The 20309-nt window shown below is 42.3% G+C and carries 18 protein-coding genes, 1 tRNA gene, 1 rRNA gene and 1 pseudogene; 2 read left to right on the plus strand and 19 right to left on the minus strand.

Going from position 1 to position 20309, the window contains the following annotated elements; translation table 11 throughout:
• From D8805_RS08380 to D8805_RS08455, 15 genes and pseudogenes are all read right to left on the minus strand, one after another.
• Positions 1–531: ribosomal RNA gene (locus D8805_RS08380) — 16S ribosomal RNA — on the minus strand; the annotation flags it as partial.
• A 232-nt stretch (positions 532–763) separates the two neighbouring features.
• Positions 764–835: transfer RNA gene (locus tag D8805_RS08390), tRNA-Glu, on the minus strand.
• Between the two features lie 116 nt (positions 836–951).
• On the minus strand, positions 952–1386 hold the full coding sequence (locus D8805_RS08395; RefSeq protein WP_049519151.1) for a cytidine deaminase family protein: 435 nt from the start codon (positions 1384–1386) through the stop codon (positions 952–954).
• A 12-nt stretch (positions 1387–1398) separates the two neighbouring features.
• Entirely contained in the window at positions 1399–2859 is a 1461-nt protein-coding gene (gltX, locus tag D8805_RS08400; RefSeq protein WP_033585449.1) for a glutamate--tRNA ligase, read from the minus strand.
• A gap of 131 nt (positions 2860–2990) precedes the next feature.
• Positions 2991–3467, minus strand: a pseudogene (gene pgi / locus D8805_RS08405) (glucose-6-phosphate isomerase); the annotation flags it as partial.
• 196 nt (positions 3468–3663) lie between these two features.
• Positions 3664–4035 (minus strand): PTS glucitol/sorbitol transporter subunit IIA, encoded by a 372-nt coding sequence (locus D8805_RS08410; protein ID WP_033585537.1) that lies wholly within the window; start codon positions 4033–4035, stop codon positions 3664–3666.
• Between the two features lie 97 nt (positions 4036–4132).
• Entirely contained in the window at positions 4133–5113 is a 981-nt protein-coding gene (gene srlE, locus D8805_RS08415) for a PTS glucitol/sorbitol transporter subunit IIB (RefSeq protein ID WP_000120696.1), read from the minus strand.
• Positions 5114–5126: 13 nt separating this feature from the next.
• Complete coding sequence (srlA, locus tag D8805_RS08420) at positions 5127–5672, minus strand: PTS glucitol/sorbitol transporter subunit IIC (protein ID WP_001015684.1); 546 nt, start codon at positions 5670–5672, stop codon at positions 5127–5129.
• Positions 5669–6166, minus strand: a complete 498-nt coding sequence (locus D8805_RS08425) for a transcriptional regulator GutM (RefSeq protein ID WP_033585448.1) — start codon at positions 6164–6166, stop codon at positions 5669–5671. Before D8805_RS08425 ends, srlA begins: the two co-directional genes overlap by 4 nt.
• Positions 6166–7992, minus strand: coding sequence for a BglG family transcription antiterminator (locus D8805_RS08430; protein WP_080639548.1), 1827 nt, complete (start codon positions 7990–7992; stop codon positions 6166–6168). The genes D8805_RS08425 and D8805_RS08430 overlap by 1 nt, the downstream gene beginning before the upstream one ends.
• 62 nt (positions 7993–8054) lie before the next feature.
• Entirely contained in the window at positions 8055–8855 is an 801-nt protein-coding gene (locus D8805_RS08435) for an SDR family oxidoreductase (RefSeq protein WP_001000837.1), read from the minus strand.
• Between the two features lie 183 nt (positions 8856–9038).
• Entirely contained in the window at positions 9039–10388 is a 1350-nt protein-coding gene (locus D8805_RS08440) for a glucose-6-phosphate isomerase (protein ID WP_000018239.1), read from the minus strand.
• 168 nt (positions 10389–10556) lie between these two features.
• Positions 10557–11246 carry a gamma-glutamyl-gamma-aminobutyrate hydrolase family protein gene (locus tag D8805_RS08445; RefSeq protein ID WP_033585446.1) on the minus strand — a complete coding sequence of 230 codons (690 nt, stop codon included), beginning with the start codon at positions 11244–11246 and terminating at the stop codon, positions 10557–10559.
• A 139-nt stretch (positions 11247–11385) separates the two neighbouring features.
• On the minus strand, positions 11386–13152 hold the full coding sequence (locus tag D8805_RS08450; protein ID WP_033585445.1) for an ABC transporter ATP-binding protein: 1767 nt from the start codon (positions 13150–13152) through the stop codon (positions 11386–11388).
• Between the two features lies 1 nt (position 13153).
• Entirely contained in the window at positions 13154–14860 is a 1707-nt protein-coding gene (locus D8805_RS08455) for an ABC transporter ATP-binding protein (RefSeq protein WP_125416792.1), read from the minus strand.
• 203 nt (positions 14861–15063) lie between these two features.
• On the opposite strand from D8805_RS08455, the gene D8805_RS08460 reads away from it, so the two are divergent.
• Positions 15064–16080, plus strand: a complete 1017-nt coding sequence (locus tag D8805_RS08460; RefSeq protein ID WP_000745031.1) for an NAD(P)H-dependent glycerol-3-phosphate dehydrogenase — start codon at positions 15064–15066, stop codon at positions 16078–16080.
• A gap of 21 nt (positions 16081–16101) precedes the next feature.
• Positions 16102–17001: a UTP--glucose-1-phosphate uridylyltransferase GalU gene (gene galU / locus D8805_RS08465; RefSeq protein WP_000811026.1), complete on the plus strand. Its 900-nt coding sequence runs from the start codon at positions 16102–16104 to the stop codon at positions 16999–17001.
• 117 nt (positions 17002–17118) lie between these two features.
• Here the strand turns inward: galU and D8805_RS08470 are convergent, their stop codons facing one another.
• From D8805_RS08470 to dapD, 4 genes are all read right to left on the minus strand, one after another.
• Positions 17119–17799 (minus strand): rhomboid family intramembrane serine protease, encoded by a 681-nt coding sequence (locus D8805_RS08470; protein ID WP_000658468.1) that lies wholly within the window; start codon positions 17797–17799, stop codon positions 17119–17121.
• Entirely contained in the window at positions 17783–18322 is a 540-nt protein-coding gene (locus D8805_RS08475) for a 5-formyltetrahydrofolate cyclo-ligase (protein ID WP_000642765.1), read from the minus strand. The genes D8805_RS08470 and D8805_RS08475 overlap by 17 nt, the downstream gene beginning before the upstream one ends.
• 11 nt (positions 18323–18333) lie before the next feature.
• Positions 18334–19464: an N-acetyldiaminopimelate deacetylase gene (locus tag D8805_RS08480; protein WP_125416794.1), complete on the minus strand. Its 1131-nt coding sequence runs from the start codon at positions 19462–19464 to the stop codon at positions 18334–18336.
• Positions 19465–19531: 67 nt separating this feature from the next.
• Complete coding sequence (gene dapD, locus D8805_RS08485; protein ID WP_000127460.1) at positions 19532–20230, minus strand: 2,3,4,5-tetrahydropyridine-2,6-dicarboxylate N-acetyltransferase; 699 nt, start codon at positions 20228–20230, stop codon at positions 19532–19534.
• Between the last annotated feature and the right edge of the window lie 79 nt (positions 20231–20309).

The following is a 20309-nucleotide window of genomic DNA, read 5'->3' on the forward strand; positions in this document are numbered from 1 at the left end:
GGCTGCTGGCACGTAGTTAGCCGTCCCTTTCTGGTAAGATACCGTCACAGTGTGAACTTTCCACTCTCACACTCGTTCTTCTCTTACAACAGAGCTTTACGATCCGAAAACCTTCTTCACTCACGCGGCGTTGCTCGGTCAGACTTCCGTCCATTGCCGAAGATTCCCTACTGCTGCCTCCCGTAGGAGTCTGGGCCGTGTCTCAGTCCCAGTGTGGCCGATCACCCTCTCAGGTCGGCTATGTATCGTTGCCTTGGTGAGCCGTTACCTCACCAACTAGCTAATACAACGCAGGTCCATCTGGTAGTGATGCAATTGCACCTTTTAAGCAAATGTCATGCAACATCTACTCTTATGCGGTATTAGCTATCGTTTCCAATAGTTATCCCCCGCTACCAGGCAGGTTACCTACGCGTTACTCACCCGTTCGCAACTCATCCAGAAGAGCAAGCTCCTCCTTCAGCGTTCTACTTGCATGTATTAGGCACGCCGCCAGCGTTCGTCCTGAGCCAGGATCAAACTCTCATTAAAAGTTTGAGTTCTCACTCATTTCTGTCACTGACAGATTTATTGTTTTTTTCATTGTTCAGTACTATAACTTCAGTTATAGTGCCCTGCACATTGGTTCGTCTTGTTCAGTTTTCAAAGGTCTTTGTCTCTCACTCCTCTCGTGAGCGACAACTATATTAGTATATCACAGCTACCTGCCTCTGTCAACAGATTTTTTAAACTTTTTTCAAGTTTTTTTAACCGCAATACACCATAGTCCGTACGGGATTCGAACCCGTGTTACCGCCGTGAAAAGGCGGTGTCTTAACCCCTTGACCAACGGACCTGAGCTTTTCAACTCTTTCTATTATACCTACTTTTTTACCTTTGTCAAGGACTTTTTTACCTCTTTACCAAAATTCTGAAAAGATTAGGGAAAAGAGCCAGTTAAACTGACTCCTTCTATTTATCTTGCCAATTAGTCGCACGTTCTTCTCCCCACAAGTAAGGGATTAATTCAGCAACCTTAATTGTTTTTCTTGTTTCGTAGTTCATCATGAACTCTGCTTCTTTATTTTTAGCATTCAATTCTAAGAGAAATTCTCTGCAAGCGCCACAGGGCATACCTGATCCTTCGCCGTAGGGAGGTTTGTCTCGAAAGGCGAGGATTTTCTTAACTTTGGTCTGTCCTGAAAATTGATATATATTGAAGAGAGCCGCTCGTTCTGCACAGAGATGAAAAACGCCACAAGTGCCCTCCATACAAAATCCTGTGAAGATCTGACCATCTTCTGCTTCTACCGCAGCAACAACATGGTTAGCATAAACAAAGTCAGAAACTTCATGGGGATTGAATAAGGTTCGTGCTTCTTCATACATCTTTTCCCATGTATCCATCGGAAGTCCTTTTTATTTGGAGATCTCTTTCAGCATATTATCGATATGCTGAATTGACTTTTCACGTCCGAGTAAGAAAATGGTGTCTGGTAATTCTGGTCCATGCATTTCACCTGATACAGCAATACGAATCGGCATGAAGAGGTTTTTCCCTTTAATACCTGTTTCTTTTTGGACTGCTTTGATTTGTGGGAAGATGTTTTCTGTCACAAATTCCTCATCTGTCATCGCTTCTAGTTTCGCTTTGAAGGCTTCTAGAACAACCGGAACGGTTTCTCCTGCCATGACCTCACGCTCAGCGTCTGTCAACTCTGGGAAATCTGAGAAGAAAAGATCTGTCAATGGAACGATTTCATCCACTGACTTCATTTGTGGTTTGTATAGTTCCACCATTTTTTCAGACTTGTCAGTCAAACGCCCTGCTTCTTCTAAGTAAGGTTTAGCCATTTCAAAGATAGTAGCAAGTTCTGCTTTCTTGATGTAGTCGTTGCTCATCCAGTCTAGTTTCTTCTGATCAAATGCAGCTGGTGACTTGCTGAGACGATTTTCATCAAAGAGTTTAATCAATTCCTCACGAGAGAAAATTTCATCTTCGCCACCTGGATTCCAACCAAGAAGGGCGATAAAGTTAAAGACTGCTTCTGGCAAATAGCCTTTTTTACGGTAGTCTTCTATAAACTGAAGGGTATTGGTGTCACGTTTAGACAATTTTTTACCCGTTTCAGAGTTGATGATCAAAGTCATGTGACCAAACTCTGGTGCTTCCCAACCAAGCGCTTCATAGACCATGAGTTGTTTTGGAGTATTAGCAATATGGTCATCACCGCGGATAACGTGAGAGATTTGCATATCGTGGTCATCGATCACAACGGCAAAATTGTATGTTGGGTAACCATCTTTCTTTTGGATAACCCAGTCACCACCGATGTTGCCACCTTCAAACTCGATATCACCTTTGACCATATCATGCCATTTGTAGATACCAGACTCGTTAACAGCCAAACGAACAGTTGGGATGATACCGGCTGCTTCACGTTCTGCGATGTAAGTTGCTTTTTCTTCTTCGCTCATACCAAGGTATTCATTGATGTAACGTGGTGTTTCGCCAGCTGCTTCTTGGCGTTCGCGTTCAGCTGCCAACTCTTCTTCTGTAACGTATGATTTGTAGGCTTTTCCTTCAGCTAGCAATTGATCGATGTATTTTTGATACAAGTCCAAACGCTCTGATTGGCGGTAGTTTTCATGAGTTTCTGGACTTTCATCCCAGTCAATCCCCAACCAGCGAAGATTTTCAAGCTGTGAACGTTCTCCATCCTCAACATGGCGTTTACGGTCAGTATCTTCGATACGGATGATAAAAGTTCCACCATGATGGCGTGCGTAAAGGTAGTTGAATAATGCTGTACGGGCATTTCCGATGTGTAGTAGTCCTGTTGGACTTGGTGCGTAACGTACGCGGATATCTTTTGACATATCTTCTCCTATAAAGTCTCTAGGCGTCTGCCTTTTTGCTCTCTATATTATATCACAAGTCTTGCCAGAGTCCAATTTCTCTTTTCGAGAAAAAGCAAAAAGAGTGGTAAAACCACCCTTTTTATATCCTATTATAGACGAGCGTTGAGTTCTTTGCTCAATTCTTCAAATCCTGGTTTACCAAGAAGGGCAAACATGTTACGTTTGTAAGCTTCAACACCTGGTTGGTCAAATGGGTTGATGGCATTCAAGTAACCTGAAAGGGCGATAGCCAATTCGAAGAAGTAGATTGTGTAACCAAGAGTGAAGGCATCTTTCTCAGGAAGAGTTACGTACATGTTTGGTACGTCACCATCTGTGTGGGCAAGAAGAACACCGTCAGTTGCTTTTTTGTTAACGAAGTCAACGTCTTTTCCCTGAAGGTAACCAAGTCCATCAAGATCTTCTTCCAAAGTAGGGATAATCACGTTCTTACGTGGTTTGTCAACACGGACAACTGTTTCAAACATGATACGAGTTCCTTCTTGGATAAATTGACCCAATGAGTGTAGGTCTGTTGAGAAATTAGCTGAAGTTGGGTAAATCCCTTTTTGGTCTTTTCCTTCTGTTCAGGCACCCCTTGTGGATGCATCTGCTGGAAATTCCCTTGCACTGACTGGCTAGTTTGATTGACTTGCCAATCAACCACTGCGTCATCTATTTTTTCTAATTTAGACCCAGAAGCCTGGACTTTTGGTCCAGGCTCTGAATCAATTTTTTAGACTTTTATTTTTCTAAATTGCTTGATTTGAAATTTTATTATGGTTAAGCAGTTTCAAAAATCTGAATGGTAGAATCTTTATCAATTACTACCGCTTGATCTGCTACAACATGGAGTGTACCAGGAAGGCTCCCCTCTTTTGAACCATCAAAAGAAATCGTGATATGTCCCAGTCCAGTTAAATTTTTTTCTACTACATTTCCTACGGAACTAATCGAATATTCCTGATTATCTACCACCAGCTTGCCACCTTCTAGTATTGAACCTAGCAGATTTTTGTTATCAATCTTAAAACAATACTCTGATAAATCTTCTGGTGCTTCTTCTCCAAATAAAATGAGCATATTGGCATCTTGAATCATATTCTGAGCTTCAGACCCTACTTGAATTACTTTAGTTTCAAAAATTTTCTTCATCTGATTTCTATTCATACTTTCTCTAATTTGTCATAAACTTAGGCTTATAGATAAGTTTAACATAATAGTTCTCTGTTTTCAGGCATCTATCAAAGGTCTACTGATAAAGACCAATACTAGCTATCCAAGCAACTAGCACCCGCGGAACACCATTGAGAAAGCGTGAATAAAGTACCGAAGGGACACCAACCTCAACTGTTTCAGCCTTGGCTTCAGATAGGCCGAGTGCTACAGGAATGAAATCACAACCGTTTTGAGTGTTGATAGCAAATAAAGCTGGCAGAGCCATTTGGGGCGGAATAGTCCCTTTTCCGATTTCGACTCCAATTAAAGTTCCAATAATCTGACTAATAACAGCTCCGGGACCTAACAAAGGAGATAGGAATGGTAAGGAACAGATAAAGCCAATTAAAACGAGTCCCCAGATGTTCCCCGCTAGGGGAACCATTAATTTTGCCAGCCAATTTCCAACACCAGATCCTTGAATAACCCCAATCAGCAAGGAAACAAAGGCCATGAAAGGAATTATTGTATTGAGCATTGTTTGGATGGCTTCACGAGCAGCCTGGTTGAAAGTTGCAACGACCTTACCAGCCCCCATCCCAATTCGTGCTACAATACTTGTTTCAGCTTTTTGCTCTGTAATTTTTTTACTAGTATCGTAAGTTGGCTTTTCAGTTACCACAGTTGTCGCTTTTTCGTCTTCATTAGCAGCAGAAATTTGATTAAGGCCAACTGCTGACACATAGATTTCCTCGGTTATATATTGAGCTAGAGGCCCACTTTTCCCTGTAGCGACAATATTTATTGTAGGGATTCCCTTTTTAGGATAAATACCACAGCGAAGAGTACCGCCACAATCCACGATTGCTAAAGCAATTTCCTCATCTGGGATAGAAGTTTTAAACCCATTAACAGCTTCCATACCGGTCAAATCAGCAATTTTATCTACAATATCTGGCTTTTCTCCGCCACCAGTAATATAGATGAATTTATGCTTAGCTTCACTAGGTGTAATGACCAAAGGTCCTCCGAAACCGCCATTTCCTTTAACAACTTTTATACTCTTATATGACATAATTTCACTCTTTCTATAAATCAAATGTTTTACTCAAGGTAACACCTTGCTGTTTTGCTACATAAGCAGTTGTAAAATCGGTTACCCAACCACCTACAAAGTTCATGACAAGCCCAACAAGCATGTAACGAATGGCTAAGTCCATTTGACTTAAACCTAAAGTTTGAATTCCTGTCGCAATTCCCATCCATACAAATAATTCCCCAGGATTGATATGTGGAAATACACCATTTGAAGTATGGCAGAACTGCATCTGAGCTGCTACAAAACTAGGTTTATAATATTCTGGTAAGAAACGTCCCATACTGATTGCCATCGGATTCCCCAGCATAAAGGCAGAAATGAAAGGTAAAATCATATACCGGCTAACAGGATTTTTGGCAGAAATCTTAGCCAGGGAATTGACCTTCTCTTCTCCCAAGAAAGCGATAAGGGTATTCATTGCAATCAATAGCATTAAGACAAGCGGTACAATATTTGTCATCCAGCTAATAAAGGTTTCTCCACCTAATTGGAAGAGTTTCATAAAACTCTCTGCAAAATTTGTAATGTGATTCATAAGGAACTCCCTTTCTTATTTTTTTTAAATAACTGTTTAATAGATAATTGTAAGTAATTCGCATAAAAGCCGAATCCCAGAAAAGAATCAGATGAACTTGTCTCTTTCTCAATACCTGCCTCATTCCAAAGATAGACTTTTCTAGCATCTTCTATGGCTGATTGCATCAACTTATTTTCTTTTCTCACAAGAGGATTATACTTGTCAAAATAATGGATGTCTTCTCCAACATAATCGTCCATATTTTGAAAACGTGCTAAGATTGTGACTCCTTGCATTTTGCTAGCTTTAAGAACCCGACCGTTTTCATCAACCGCGAACATGACAATCGTACCGGATTTGATTCTTCCGGACTTCCTGCCAATCGCTACGCGCCCCAGTTTTCGGAGCATCGTATAGGTCTTATTGAAGTCTTTGAGTTGCTGCCAGCCGAGGAACATTTGAAATATATAAGCTGCCATGACAAATACAGCGAAAATTATTAGCGAATTCATTAAAATACTCCTTTGCTCTTAGAAAATGATAGAAACTCTGTCTCTGTTTCTACAGCCCTCAATGCTTCTTTTAGAGAAGGCTCTCCTGCAATTCGAAAAATGTCGTCATACAATTCCAGCAATTCACTCTCCATTTTGCTTTCAATTTCTGAGGGAATGGCGACTAGAAAGATAAATTCAATCCAATCATCTCCTTTTTGATAAGGCTCTTCTAGCTTTCCAAACATTAAAATAGTCTTTGCATAACCCTGGTTAATTGTATGGGGGAAGGCAATTCCTCCACCAAAAATGGTTGATTGTTTTTTATCCCTATCAATTATCCGATTTCTAAAACCTTCATCAATCATCTGAAGTTTCTCTAACTCTGCAACCATATTTAGCAAGTATTGCTGATAGGTTTTTTGGGGAGTCAAACGAAGAAAACGTAAGCTGACTGTTTCTAGATTTTTTTGATGAAAAGCATTGGCCCTCTGCCATTCTTCCTGCAGCCATTGATCATCAAAAAGATGATTAACTTGAATGACTGGAGATTTAGAATCTTTATATTTTAGAGGAACTGTCGTAAAAATCGCGAAATAGTCCTGATTCAAATCCAGATTAAAATCCTCTTCAGAATACTGAGTAATGTCTACATCATTTCCAAGAATTCGTCTGAGTTGCTGAATAATCATCGCAGCAGTTCCTCTTCCTGTTGTGCAAACTACAGCTATCTGCTTGCGAGAACCATTTACAACAGAGTTTTGCTTTCTTAAAATCATTTCAAAATACAAAGCCAGATATCCGATTTCAGATAATTCCAATTCAGAACCAAAAATTGCAGATAGTTCTTCTCCAGCAATTTTCGCCATTTCAAAAGCAAAAGGATATTGAGTTTGAACCTCGCCATGGAATATATCATTAGCTTGCACATGGAAAATCAGTCGATTGATTAAGGAGCCTAGATGAGACTTGATTTCTTCAAATAATTCTTCATCATCAAAGTTAACCAACATTGTTTCTTTGACTTTCTTGACAATCCCTTGAAAAATGTTTGCAAGCTGTTCAGATTGATAAGACGGCTTGCTTAAAGTGTCAATAAAACGGATATTAAACGGAAAACACAAAAAGTCTATCTCAAACTGACTGAGGGAAATCTTATAAGTCATCTCAATATGATAGATTAATTTTTCAACCAAAGGTGTCTCTGTTAAATCATTCCTATAGTAAGGAATAGGGCAACTCAACACCCTAGATGCATGAATACGCTCCACCATAATTGAAATTGTCTTTCGAAGGAGTTCCTTTGTTTCTTTCGGGATTTTATACTCCTGGAGTAGCGTCTCCAGAAAAGAAGATGTTGCCTCGGTGAGTGTCTTTCCTTCAAAGTAAGGGGCCACTTGGTGAATATAGAGCAAGCGCAAATTCAGCTCGGACCCCAAGACCTCCAGCCCACGGTTGGGCTTTCCTGAAATAGTGATAGAGTAACTCTCTGCCAAAGATTTTACTTGTTTTAAATCCTTATTAAGGGTACTTCTACTAACACCTGCTTCCTCAGCCAAGTCGTCAATAAGAAGAGGGGAGGTTGACTCAATTAAACGTTTTAGTAAATAGGCAATTCTTTTACTGGAAGAATTGAAGTCACTCTCCCGTTTTAAACTACCAGATAAAATCCTTTCCAACTCAGTATAGTCATACACCTCTAACATTAACTGATCATCTTGTGAGATAATCTGGATACTCGGAGCCAAAACATCATTTAATTGTTGGATACTCTTTTGCAAGGTTTGCATACTAATATCCAGCTCTGAGCGCATATCTACCAAGGAATAAGTTGGCTGTGAGACCATTTTTTCTAAAATATTATACCATCGATTTACTATGGTCAACTCTCTTCCTCACCTTCATTTTTTTAACCGCGAGTTTTCCCTCCGGCAATATTTGTAGTGACTCCAGTTATATAGCTAGAACGGTCTGAAATATAGAATGCTACAAGGTCAGCTACTTCCCGTAGTTTACCACTTCGTCCCAAAGGAGTTGTTGAAGTTGAAGCATAACCAGCTCGAATATCTTCTACCGTCTTTCCACGGGTATAAGCAAGAGCTTCCTCATAAGAAAGAGTTCGAAGTCCCGTAGCTTCCATAATTCCTGGAGCAATTCCAACCACACGTACACCATGCTTACCCAGCTCTTTTGCCCATGAACGAGTGTAACTATAGACTGCTGCTTTTGTGGCAGCATAGGCACTTTGTCCTTCAGAACCTTCCAAGCCTGCTTCTGAAGCCATGTTCACAATTACACCTTTTCCATTTTTCACTAAAATACGTCCCACTGCCTGACTAACCAGATACAAACCTTTTTGATTAATCATCGTTACTTTTTCGAACGTCTCATCGTCCAATTCGTAAGGACCTTTAGGATTTTCTGCATCGATTAATAATCTAGGGATATTAATCCCTGCATTATTGACCACTGCATCAATATTGCCAAATCTTTCAACTATTTTGGCAACACCCTCTTCTACTTCAGAGCGAGAAGTTACATCAACTTTTACAAATAATAGATTCGGGTGACGCAAATCGTTGTCGCTAAGATCAAAATTCGCTACATTGACTCCTAATTCCAGCAATTCTTCAACGATTGCCTTACCGATCCCAGATGACGCGCCAGTCACAAGAACTGTTTTGCCTTTTATGTTTAACCAATCATTCATTTTGATACCTCTCAAATTTTATTTACAAGGCAATTATACAGCGCTTTCATAAAAGAATTAAGACACTCTTTTTTACACTTTTAAAAAAAATAATAAACTAATTAAGAGGCTTGTACTAAAAATCCACAAGAAATGAACTTGTGGATCTTTTTATATTCTAAATGAACTCAAAGCATATGAGAATCAAAGGCGTGCATTCAACTCAGCACCCAGCTCTTCAAAGCCTGGTTTCCCAAGAAGAGCAAACATGTTTTTCTTATAAGCTTCAACTCCAGGCTGGTCAAATGGATTGATACCATTCAGGTAGCCAGAAAGAGCAATAGCCAACTCAAAGAAGTAAATAGTGTAGCCCAAAGTGAACTCATCTTGCTCAGGCAGTGTCACAAACATATTTGGAACTCCACCATCAGTGTGTGCTAACAGCACTCCATCTGTAGCTTTTTTATTGACAAAGTCAACATCTTTTCCTTGCAAGTAGCCAAGACCGTCCAAGTCTTCTGCCAATTCAGGAATCAGCACATTTTTGCGAGGTTTATCTACACGGATAACTGTTTCAAAGAGGATACGGGTACCTTCCTGGATAAATTGTCCCAGAGAGTGCAAGTCTGTTGAGAAGTTAGCTGAAGTTGGATAAATCCCTTTTTGGTCTTTCCCTTCTGACTCACCAGCCAGTTGCTTCCACCACTCAGAGAAGTATTGCAGAGATGGTTCATAGTTAGCTAGAACTTCTGTCAGATAACCTTTACGGTACAAGATATTGCGTACAACTGCATATTGATATGCTTCATTTTCAGCCAACTTATCAGAAGCATAAGCCTTGCGAGCAGCATTTGCTCCTTCCATTAACTTGCTGATATCAGCTCCTGCAGCTGCGATTGGCAAGAGCCCCACTGCTGTCAATACTGTAAAACGACCACCTACACTATCAGGCACTACAAAAGTATCCCAGCCATTAGCATCTGCTTCAACTTTAACTGCACCTTTAGCGCGGTCTGTAGTTGCGTAGATACGTTGGTTAGCTTCTTCTTGACCGTACTTCTTAACCAAGAGTTCTTTGAAGACACGGAAAGCAATAGCCGGTTCAGTTGTTGTACCTGATTTAGAAATCACGTTTACTGAGAAATCTTTGTCTGATACATAGTCTACCAAATCAGCCAAATAGCTTGAAGAGATAGAGTTTCCAGCATAGAGGATCTGAGGTGCCTTGCGTTCTTCCTTTCTTTGCAAGTTTACAAATGAATTATTCAAGAAATCAATAGCTGCACGAGCTCCTAAATAGGAACCACCAATACCGATTACGATCAATACCTCACTATCAGATTGGATTTTAGCAGCAGCCTTTTGAATACGAGCAAATTCATCTTTGTCATATTCTTCAGGTAAGTTCAACCAGCCAGTCATTTCTGCCCCAGGACCTGTACCATTTCTCAGAGCAGAATCTGCTGCAGTCACTTGAGGCTGCATATAATCTAGTTCATGTGGTGCAACAAATTTATCTAATACTTTTGAATAATCAAATTTAATATGTGACATAATATTCCTCCAAAATTTCTTCTCTTCTATCATAACCCTTACCTTAGATTTTTTCAAGTTTTTTTATTGATTTTGCCCAATTTTTATCAGAATTCAAACGTTTGCGTAAATTTGCTAAAATATAAAAAATCTGAAAGGACGAATAAAAACGGCTAGAGGCTCTAACCGTTACAATTCATTTAATAAATACTCAAATAGTTCTAAATTGCCGTCTTCTTCATTGACCAGGAACTCTGGGTGCCACTGTAAACCAATGATACGATGCTCGTCGATAGACTCAATCGCTTCCACCGTCTGGTCGCGAGGGTCCACCGCTGTCACACGGAAATTAGGTGCCAGGTCTTTGATACTTTGACGATGAACTGAGTTAACCTGACTTTCTTTGCCAAACAACTTAGCCACCACACTCCCTTCTACCGTCTCAATAGAATGAGATGTTCCAAAAGGCAAGCCTTGCCAGTGGCCTTCAATTTCTTGGTGGAGAGTGCCGCCAAAAGCAACATTGACAAGCTGAACCCCACGACAGATTGCCATAATTGGTTTATTCTGACGGAGCGCTTCTTTCAAGAGGGCTAGTTCAAACTCATCGCGTACAAGGTTGTAATCATCGCTCTCAATGGTCTTTTTCTCTCCATAAAACTGAGGATGGACATTTTGCCCACCTGTCAAGATGAGTTTGTCAATCATTTCTACATAATCGCGCACAATGGTCTCATCCCCTACAGGAATTACTAAAGGAAGACCGCCGACTTGACGAATGCTCTCTGCAAATTTACAGGATACAGATGAGTGAATGTTTTTCCCTTCTGCATCTACAGGACATAGATTTGCAGCAACTCCTACAACCGTTCTAGCCATGATGTGTCTCCTTTCGATTTTCTTGCGACAGTCTTATCTTATCACTCCACCCCTTTCCTGTCTAATATGTTTTTTTAAAGACCGTGATAAGTATTTTTTATGGACAAGAAAAAGCTGCCCAACGAGGACAACTTCTTTCTTATTCGAAGACAAATTGATTGTGATAGAGTTCTGAGTAGAAGCCACCGAGTTTGAGCAACTCGTGATGATTTCCACGTTCAATAACCTCTCCATCTTTGAGGACAATAATCTGATCGGCATTGAGGATGGTCTTGAGACGATGGGCAATGACAAAACTGGTTCGTCCTGCTACAACTGCCTCCATGGCATGTTGAATCTTGCTTTCTGTTACGGTATCCACATTGGAAGTCGCTTCATCTAAAATTAGGACTTGAGGATCTGTCATCAAGGTCCGAGCGATGGAAATCAATTGTTTCTGACCAGTCGAGAAGATATTTTGCTCATCATCAATAAGGGTATCATACTTATCAGGCAAGCTTTCGATATAGTCATGAATATGAGTTGCCTTGGCAGCTGCTTCGACCATTTCCTGACTGGCATCTGGCACACCAAAACGGATATTGTCTCGGATCGTTCCACTAAACAAGACCGAATCCTGCAGGACAATCCCGACCTTGCTCCGCAGGCTGTCCAAGTCGTAGTCACGGATGTCTTTGCCATCAAAGCAAATCCTGCCTGCATCCACATCGTAGAAACGATTGATGAGGTTCATGATGGTCGTTTTCCCTGAACCAGTCGGACCAACAACTGCTATCATCTGCCCCTTAGGAGCTGAAATGCTAACATCTTTTAAAATCGGCTTGTCTGGCACATAAGAGAAATCAATGTGACTGATTTCAACACCTTCTCGCAATTCCGTAAAGGCAGGCGCATTTTGTGGGCGAATCTCTTCTTCTGCATCAAACATTTCTTGGATACGATCCGCCCCAGTAAAGGCCAACTGGAGACTCCCCCAACTCGCAGCCACCTGGATAATCGGCTGGTAGTACTGCTGAGAAAATTGGGTAAACATAACGATCAAACCTAGGGCTGTCGTTGTTTCGATACTTGGATCATTCAGCAAGACCGCAGAACCTGCAAAAATAACGATGGCCGTATTGACCAAGCTCATCCCATTCATAACAGGAAACAGGATGCCTGAGAACATTCTCCCTTTAAAGGTTGCCTTGCGCACGCGCTCATTTTGCTCCACAAAGCCTGCTACGATGTCATCTTGAATTCCTTGTACGATAACAGCTTTCTGTCCAGAAATACTCTCGTCCATGTAGGCGTTGAGTTTCCCTACCTCTTTTTGCTGGAGATTAGTGTACTTACGGGCCATTTTCACAATGAAGACCAACATGAGAAAGGCCACTGGGGTGCTGGCTACTGTTATCAGGGATAGCGTCACATTTCTTGAAAACATGACAAAAATCAAACCGATGTAAAGAGCAATATTGCTCATAACCTGAACTAAGCTTTCATTGAAGGCTTGAAGGATGTTATCCAAGTCACTCGTAAAGCGAGAGAGGATGTCACCATCCTGATGGCGGTCAAAGAAAGAAACCGTTAAACGAGACAGTTTGCCAAAGAGGCCCTTACGCATCTCATTTGTTGACTCAGCAATCACACGGGTCATCAAGGTCATGTAAATCAAACTGGATACCACTAAGGCAAGGACAACCAGAGCTAGATTCAGCATCAGAGCTGATAAACTCTGCCAGGCTAGTTCGGAAGTTCCATTTTGATAAGCCAGCACTAGGTTAGCGAGCTCTGTTACTGCTTGACCTGAAAAAACAGGAAAGAGGGATTGGGCAATCGTCGCAACTGCAACCATCAGAATCACAATGACAAAGGAGAACTTGTAAACTTTAAAATAATTCCAGAAAAATCGAACGGTTTTCATTTTATTCCTCCTTTCCCTTTTGTGTTTCGTAGATTTCGCGGTAGACGGCATTGTTAGCTACCAAATCTGCATGCCGTCCTTCTCCAATCAAACGCCCTTGATCCAAGACCAAAATCTTGTCCGCATGGACGACTGAACTGATCTTTTGAGCGATGATAATGGTTGTTGTCCCTTTCAGGTCTTTGTTCAAAGCTTCCTGCACGAGTCTCTCTGACTTAGCATCCAAGGCTGAAGTCGAATCGTCAAAAATCAGGATACGGGGATTGCTGACAATCCCACGGGCAATGGACATCCGTTGTTTTTGTCCACCAGAAAAATTGGTGCCTCGTTCTTCGACCTGACTCTCAAATTTGTTTTCCATGCGCCCGATAAATTCACTGGCTTGGGCAATCCGTGCTGCACGTTCCATTTCTGACACGCTGGCATTGCCTTTCCCTTGACGAAGATTATCTGCAATGGTTCCGCTAAAGAGAATAGCACGTTGCAAGACAATGGAAACTGTTTTACGTAAGGTTCCCTCGCTGACGTCTCGAATATCCTTGCCACCAATCTTGATAGATCCCTCCTGTGGATCAAAAAGTCGTGGAATTAACTGAGCTAGGGTGGACTTCCCTGCTCCAGTAGCCCCAACCACACCGACCATCTGACCAGGCGCAATTTCAAAGGTTACATTCTTCAGCATAGGCTCATCATCAGTAGGATAAGTGAAGGTCACATTTTCAAAAGAGAGACTTCCTTCTAGATCCTCATCTGGAAGATCCTTAAAAGTCATCGCTGGCTCGGTATCTAGAACCTCACGGATACGCATCATCGAAATCATAGCCCGACTGACAGAATTCCCTAAAAATCCAACCATGACGATTGTAAAGATAATCTGACTGAGATAGTTGACAAAGGAAGCAATAGAACCAACGACTGACGGATCCGACTGAGCCATTCCCGCAACCAACCAGATGGATAGGAAAACCGCTCCGTACCCAATGAGCATCATAAAAGGTTCCACTACTGAAAAGGCATAGCCAATATAAATATTTTGTCCCAGAAGCTCATCTGAGACCTCTGTAAACTTGTCAAATTGCTCTTTTTCCTGCACAAAGGATTTGACCACACGCACACCACGTAGATTTTCCTTGGCGATGGCATTAATTCGTTCAAGAAGGGTTTGAAACTTGGCGAAGCGTGGCCCCATCATCCCCATCATGATACCTGTAAGCGCAAAAATCAGCACTACCATAAGGACAATTACCCACCAAAGTGAAGGCAGGGTGTGAACCGCTAAGATAAAGGAACCAATAAAAAGCAAAGGAAGACGGAAAAGGATTTGGAAAACCATCATCACCATGTTCTGAATTTGGTTGATATCATTGGTCATGCGGACAACCAGATTCCCAGCATTAAACCGCTCAATGTTGGCATAAGAAAAGGTTTGGATCTTACGAAAAGCATCTTCCCGAAGATCCGAAGATACTCCCTGAGCGATATAGGCTGCAAGAATAACATTGACACCACCTGCAACCAGACCCACGAGGGCTACTCCTATCAACCATGCCCCAATACTATAAATAGCCTCATGTTGGCCAGCCAGTAGAGCATCTAAAACCTCCTGCAAATAGCGAGGTTGCAAGAGTGAGCTCGCAACCATCAAGCCTGTCATCACAAAGGATGCCAAGGCTTGCCATTTATAGGCTTTAATTTTTTCAATCAGCATACTTCCTCCTAATCAGATAGACAAAAGGGAGTGACGAAATTCGCCAGCTCCTCTCATTCTTTCATGTTGATGCTATTCTAGCAAAAAAGAGGAATCTTGTCAAAGAAGTATTTTATCTTAAAATCCTATCTTTGCCTATAAGTAGGTGCATGAAAAGGCTTTTTATGATAAAATGAAAGGAGAACTCTTAAAAGGAGGAGAAGATGAAGAAACAAACCATCGCTGTCTTGGGTCCTGGTTCTTGGGGAACTGCCCTTTCGCAGGTTCTAAACGATAATGGACACGAGGTTCGAATTTGGGGAAATATTTCTGACCAGATCGATGAAATCAATAACCAACATACAAACAAACGCTATTTCAAAGACATCCTACTCGACGAAAACATCAAGGCCTACCATGACTTGGGAGAAACATTGAAAAATGTAGACGCTGTTTTATTTGTTGTCCCAACAAAAGTAACGAGACTGGTTGCCCAACAAGTAGCAAAGGTACTCGATCACAAGGTTGTCATCATGCATGCCTCCAAAGGCTTGGAACCAGATAGTCACAAACGCCTATCAACCATTCTGGAAGAGGAAATTCCAGCTGACCTCCGTAGTGACATCGTCGTTGTTTCAGGACCTAGCCACGCTGAGGAAACCATTGTACGCGACATTACCTTGATCACTGCAGCCTCTAAAGACCTTGAAATTGCTCAGTACGTTCAAAATCTCTTTAGCAATCACTACTTCCGCCTCTATACCAATACAGATGTTATCGGGGTTGAAACCGCTGGTGCTCTCAAAAACATCATCGCAGTTGGGGCGGGTGCATTACATGGTCTAGGGTTTGGCGACAATGCCAAGGCAGCCATCATCGCACGTGGCTTGGCAGAAATCACCCGTCTAGGGGTCGCTCTTGGAGCTAATCCTCTGACTTATAGCGGTCTTTCTGGAGTTGGTGATTTGATCGTAACGGGGACATCTGTCCACTCTCGTAACTGGAGGGCAGGTGACGCTCTCGGTCGTGGAGAATCTCTCGCAGACATCGAAGCCAACATGGGCATGGTCATCGAAGGCATTTCAACGACTCGAGCAGCTTACGAATTAGCTCAGGAATTAGGTGTCTACATGCCAATCACACAAGCCATTTACCGAGTCATCTACGAAGGTGTCAATATCAAAGAAGCAATCACTGACATCATGAACAATGAATTTAAAGCAGAAAACGAATGGTCTTAGACCCTTATAGAAAGGAACATTATGAAACAAAAAGTCAGAAAAGCAGTCATCCCTGCCGCTGGATTGGGAACTCGTTTCCTCCCTGCAACTAAGGCCTTGGCCAAGGAAATGTTACCAATCGTAGACAAACCTACCATCCAATTTATCGTTGAAGAAGCCCTCAAATCTGGAATCGAAGATATCTTGGTTGTTACAGGTAAGTCAAAACGTTCTATTGAGGACCATTTCGACTCAAACTTCGAATTGGAATACAACCTCAAAGAAAAAGGGAAAACAGATCTTTTGAAGCTAGTTGATGAGACAACTGGCATGCGCCTGCATTTTATCCGCCAAACTCATCCACGCGGTCTCGGAGATGCTGTTTTGCAAGCCAAAGCTTTCGTCGGAAATGAACCTTTTGTCGTGATGCTTGGGGATGACTTGATGGATATCACTAATGAAAAGGCTGTTCCGCTCACCAAACAACTCATGGATGACTATGAACATACCCACGCGTCTACTATTGCTGTCATGCCAGTCCCTCACGATGAGGTATCTGCCTATGGAGTTATTGATCCACAAGGCGAAGGAAAAGACGGTCTTTACAGCGTTGAAACCTTCGTTGAAAAACCTGCGCCAGAAGACGCTCCTAGTGACCTTGCTATTATTGGACGCTACCTCCTCACACCTGAAATTTTCCAAATCCTCGAAAATCAAGCTCCAGGTGCAGGAAATGAAATTCAGCTGACAGATGCAATCGATACCCTCAATAAAACACAACGTGTATTTGCTCGTGAGTTCAAGGGAGCTCGTTATGATGTCGGAGACAAGTTTGGCTTTATGAAAACATCCATCGACTACGCTCTAAAACACCCACAAGTCAAAGATGATTTGAAAGATTACCTCATCCAACTCGGAAAAGAGTTAGCTGAGGGGAAATAGAAGAAAAACAAAGCTCTTAATTAAGGGCTTTTTTGTTGAAGCTTGCAATAAAAAAAGCCATCTTTGCAGATGACTTATTAGCAACCGAATCGGTGCTTGCATTTAACTATTCCATCCCTACACATAGCTCATTCCCTTATAGAAAAGGAAAACGGCTAGTGCGACAAAAAGTACAGTTGCTCCGATTCGCTGGCTGGTACTGTACATCCTTCTCTCCCATTTGACTGGAAAGATGACTGCTAGAAAAGCACCGCCTACTGCGCCACCAATATGCCCTGCTAGGCTGATTCCTGGAATCAGAATACTTCCAATGATATTTATCACGAAAAGCGTCAGGTAGGATTGCCCTAACTGCTGGATATAGGGGTTGCGAGTTGCGTAGCGCAAGACGATAATCGCAGCAAATAGTCCGTAAAGAGAAGTGGACGCTCCTGCTGCTAGGACTTTCGGTGTGAAAGCAAAAACAAAGAGGTTGCCCATCATTCCTGATAAGATATAAAGAAAAAAGAACTGCCTGGATCCGAAAATCTCCTCCACCTGTCGCCCAAGAAAGTAAAGTGAAATCATATTGACAATGAAATGCTCCCATCCAATGTGCACAAATATAGCCGAAAATAGGCGCCAAATCTGCTCTGGGAACAGGCGAATGATCGGTCCATACATAGCTCCAAACTGAAAAAGAGTTTTTACTTGATCAAAGTTGATACCCGTAGTAATCAGCATCAAGAGAAATACCAAAGCTGTCACTAGGAGGAAAAAACTCGTCACAGGGTAGCGTTTATCAAAGATTTCCTTCATAGATTAGCACCTCCTGGACGGGAATATCGTGATCTTCCGAGTTGAAATTCTGGATTTGACAAGGATAGATTGTGCTCATAGTATGCCCAGCAAAATTCTCCAGATAGCGGTCGTAGTAGCCTCCACCATATCCAATCCGATAGCCCTCTGTTGTAAAAGCCAAGCCCGGAACATGAATTAAATCAATCTGAGACGGTTCCACCACTTCCAAGTCTCCTTGCGGTTCCAGTAAACCAAAGGAAGTTTTTACCAACTGCTGCGGATCATAGACCACAAACTCCATGCGCCCCTTGGGATAGGTTTTGGGTATCAGAACCTTTTTGCCCTCCTTCAGCGCCTGCTTGATCAATCCTTGCGTTTGAAATTCATGAGGGAAGGAGAGATAGGTTGCGATGGTTTTGGCTTCTTGGTAAAAGGAGTGATTCAAAAATCGTTCTGTTAAAACTCGATCCATAGCCTGTTTTTGCTTCTGAGATAAAGCCTTCATTTCTTGCAAGACTTGCTTGCGTAGTTCTGCTTTCATAGACAACACCTCTACTCCGCCGCCTTCTTTTGAAGAAAGCTAGAGACCGCTTCCACCCCGATGGCTAAGGCCTCTTCCTTAGGACTCATCTGAGGATGATGAAGGGCGTAGGGACTATCAATACCTAGCCAGAACATAACGCCATCAACTTTTGAAAGGAGGTAACCAAAGTCCTCACCTGTCATAGCAGGCTCTATATCAGTCAATTCAATTCCCTCTTTTTCTTCAAAGAAGTCCATCAGTTCACGCGCCAAGGCTGGATTGTTCTCAACAGGCAGGTAGCCCCCTTGTTTGAGTTCCACTTCTACTTCCATACCAAAGGCTGCCGCAACTCCTTCTGCGACTGTTTTGACTCTCTTTTGTACCAAAAGGCTCATTTCCTGGGTCAAGGCGCGAATAGTTCCATGTAAAAAAGCTGTGTCTGTGATGACATTGTTGGTTGTTCCAGCTTGGAAAAGGCCAAAGGTCACCACCGCTCCCTCGATGGGGTTGACATTGCGGCTGACAACTGACTGCACTTGGGTTACAAAGTAACTAGCAGCCACCAAGGCGTCATTGGCTTCATGCGGAAAAGCTGCGTGTCCTCCTTTTCCTTTGAAACGAATTTTCACCTCACAGGTCCCTGCAAAGAGAGTGTGTGTATTGGTCGCAATCTGTCCGACCTTCAGATCCGGACGAACATGAAGGCCATAGAATTGGTCTGGTAGCCAGTCCCCAAAAGCGCCGTCCTCATACATGAGCATCCCACCAGCTTCATTTTCTTCAGCAGGCTGAAATAGAAAGAGCAGATTATTCTTGGGTTGTCCCTCAAGTGCACGCTCGAGACAGCCTAAGGCAATGGTCATATGAAAATCATGGCCACAGGCATGCATGCGACCTTGGTGCTGAGAGGCAAAAGGCAGTCCTGTTTGTTCGACGATAGGCAGGCCATCAATATCTGTTCGCCAACCAATGGTTCGTTCCGGCTGACTTCCCTGCAAATAAACCAAAATACCTGTCCGCCAAGTTCGAACTTGGACAAAATCCTTGCCCGTAGTCAATTTTTCAATCACATCCAGCAAATAAGCTTGAGTCTTGAACTCCTCCAAGCCAATCTCTGGAATCTGGTGCAAATCTCGTCTAGTCTGAATCAAATCTAACATCTATCTATCCTCCGATATAGCAGAAAGAGGCTGGAAAAAGGGTTCCGCCTCTTTTTTACTTTTACAATTACAAAGTACGAAGCGCATCTTCTAGCGCTGTTTTTTGTTGAGTTTGGGCATCAATCTCTTTGATAATGCGAGCTGGAACACCTGCTACCACCACGTTTTCTGGGACATCTTGGGTAACGATAGCTCCTGCTGCGACAACTGAACCACTGCCGATTTGGACTCCTTCGATAACCACTGCATTAGCCCCGATAAGAACATTGTCTCCGACGCGGACTGGTTCAGCGCTAGCTGGCTCAATCACACCTGCCAAAACTGCACCCGCGCCAACGTGACTGTTTTTCCCAACGATAGCACGGCCACCAAGGATAGCACCCATGTCAATCATGGTTCCTGCACCGATTTCAGCACCGATATTAATAACAGCCCCCATCATGATAACAGCATTGTCACCAATTTCAACCTGGTCACGGATAATAGCACCTGGCTCGATACGAGCGTTGATAGCACGTTTATCTAGCAAGGGAACTGCCGAATTACGAGCATCTTGCTCAACAACATAGTCTTGATTTTCTACTAAACCATCGAGAAGCGGAGCGACGTCCTTCCAGTCTCCAAATAGAACATTCCCTAGTTTGACAACAGAGCTAGGTACAGCAGTTGCGAGTTGTCCCTCAAAGGTTACTTTAACACTGGTTTTCTTTTCAGCATTGGCGATAAATTGGATAATTTCTTGAGCATTCATTTTTGTGGCAGTCATAGGCGCCTCCTGGTTCCTTATAATGATACCTATTCTACCAAAAAAGGCTTCAAATTTGAAGCCTTAAGCACTCGAACAG

It is taken from the genome of Streptococcus oralis subsp. dentisani, assembly GCF_003944205.1.
GTDB lineage: Bacteria > Bacillota > Bacilli > Lactobacillales > Streptococcaceae > Streptococcus > Streptococcus oralis_BH.

Coding starts and splice junctions, on each gene's coding strand:
- D8805_RS08470 (WP_000658468.1), bottom strand. CDS start 17,799: ATGAAGGAAATCTTTGATAAACGCTACCCTGTGACGAGTTTTTTCCTC.
- galU (WP_000811026.1), top strand. CDS start 16,102: ATGAAACAAAAAGTCAGAAAAGCAGTCATCCCTGCCGCTGGATTGGGA.
- D8805_RS08445 (WP_033585446.1), bottom strand. CDS start 11,246: ATGGCTAGAACGGTTGTAGGAGTTGCTGCAAATCTATGTCCTGTAGAT.
- D8805_RS08430 (WP_080639548.1), bottom strand. CDS start 7,992: ATGGTCTCACAGCCAACTTATTCCTTGGTAGATATGCGCTCAGAGCTG.
- D8805_RS08455 (WP_125416792.1), bottom strand. CDS start 14,860: ATGCTGATTGAAAAAATTAAAGCCTATAAATGGCAAGCCTTGGCATCC.
- D8805_RS08435 (WP_001000837.1), bottom strand. CDS start 8,855: ATGAATGATTGGTTAAACATAAAAGGCAAAACAGTTCTTGTGACTGGC.
- D8805_RS08460 (WP_000745031.1), top strand. CDS start 15,064: ATGAAGAAACAAACCATCGCTGTCTTGGGTCCTGGTTCTTGGGGAACT.
- srlE (WP_000120696.1), bottom strand. CDS start 5,113: ATGTCATATAAGAGTATAAAAGTTGTTAAAGGAAATGGCGGTTTCGGA.
- D8805_RS08395 (WP_049519151.1), bottom strand. CDS start 1,386: ATGGATACATGGGAAAAGATGTATGAAGAAGCACGAACCTTATTCAAT.
- gltX (WP_033585449.1), bottom strand. CDS start 2,859: ATGTCAAAAGATATCCGCGTACGTTACGCACCAAGTCCAACAGGACTA.
- D8805_RS08440 (WP_000018239.1), bottom strand. CDS start 10,388: ATGTCACATATTAAATTTGATTATTCAAAAGTATTAGATAAATTTGTT.
- D8805_RS08480 (WP_125416794.1), bottom strand. CDS start 19,464: ATGTTAGATTTGATTCAGACTAGACGAGATTTGCACCAGATTCCAGAG.
- srlA (WP_001015684.1), bottom strand. CDS start 5,672: ATGAATCACATTACAAATTTTGCAGAGAGTTTTATGAAACTCTTCCAA.
- D8805_RS08425 (WP_033585448.1), bottom strand. CDS start 6,166: ATGAATTCGCTAATAATTTTCGCTGTATTTGTCATGGCAGCTTATATA.
- D8805_RS08475 (WP_000642765.1), bottom strand. CDS start 18,322: ATGAAAGCAGAACTACGCAAGCAAGTCTTGCAAGAAATGAAGGCTTTA.
- D8805_RS08410 (WP_033585537.1), bottom strand. CDS start 4,035: ATGAAGAAAATTTTTGAAACTAAAGTAATTCAAGTAGGGTCTGAAGCT.
- dapD (WP_000127460.1), bottom strand. CDS start 20,230: ATGACTGCCACAAAAATGAATGCTCAAGAAATTATCCAATTTATCGCC.
- D8805_RS08450 (WP_033585445.1), bottom strand. CDS start 13,152: ATGAAAACCGTTCGATTTTTCTGGAATTATTTTAAAGTTTACAAGTTC.